The 1,054-nt window shown below is 59.4% G+C and carries 1 protein-coding gene; it reads right to left on the reverse strand.

Going from position 1 to position 1,054, the window contains the following annotated elements:
* Nucleotides 1-79: 79 nt before the first annotated feature.
* Nucleotides 80-1,054 (reverse strand): IS66 family transposase (gene tnpC / locus Q4Q11_RS31830; protein ID WP_498571982.1); only part of this gene is annotated, 975 nt, incomplete at its 5' end.

Here is a 1,054-nt window from a genome sequence, read left to right on the forward strand (position 1 = left end):
CGTAAGCGCGATTTTCCATGCGCATTGACGGCCTGACCGGTGAACCGCCCTCGCATCTGTAGCGATTATTCCGGCTCTGTTAGGCGGCGGCAGAGGCTTTGGAGAAGTTGATCGGCAACAGGTCACCTATGTCGGCCGCTTCCGTCCGCTGCGGCAACTCGGTGAGCACGTGGCGCAGCCATGCCAGCGGATCGACGCCACAGGCGCGGCAAGTGAGCATCAGACTGTAGATCACGGCACTGGCCTTGGCTCCGTCGGCGGTGTCGCTGAACAACCACGATTTTCTTCCGGTCGCAAAAACTCTGATCTCGCGTTCCAGAACGTTGTTATCGATCGGCATCCTGCCATCGCTGGTATAGCGTGTCAGGTAATCCCATTGATTCAGAGTGTAAGACACAGCGTCGCCGAGCTTGGTATCCGGCACGACCTTCGGCGCGATATTGTCGAGCCACGCCTTGAGGGCATTCAGGACGGGCAAGCTGTGTTGTTGTCGGAAGCGGCGAATGCAGTCGGCCTGCGTTTCATTGGCGCCGTTCTTTTCGCTTCGGGCCTGCCTCTCGATCCTGTAAAGCTGCTCGAAGAACCGAAGTGCTTGCTCCGGCGGCCCGCCGCCATTCTTTCTGGCCTTGAGCGCGTCAACGAAGCGTCGCCTGGAATGGGCCATGCATCCGACATGGGTTGCACCATTCAATGTGCGCCATGCAGTGTAGCCATCAGTGACCAGTATGCCGCGATAGTCACCGAGGAAGGCCTGCGGGTAGATCTGGCCGCGGCCGGGCTGATAATCGAGCAGTACGATCGGCTCGTCGCTGTCCTCGCCACTCCTATATGCCCACATGAAGGATGTGCTGGTGGCTTCCTTGTCCTTCTCCTTCAGGACTTGAACCGTCGTCTCGTCACCATGGATGAGCGGCTGCGACTGAAGCCGCAGTTTCAGGGCATCATAGATGCGGAAGAGGTGCTTCTCGCTAGAACCGATCACCCAGTGAGCCAGAGCACCACGGCTGATGGGAACACCGGCCCGTTCGAACGTCTGCGCCACGCGGTAGAGCGG

This window comes from Rhizobium sp. UFLA01-1127 (assembly GCF_059803845.1).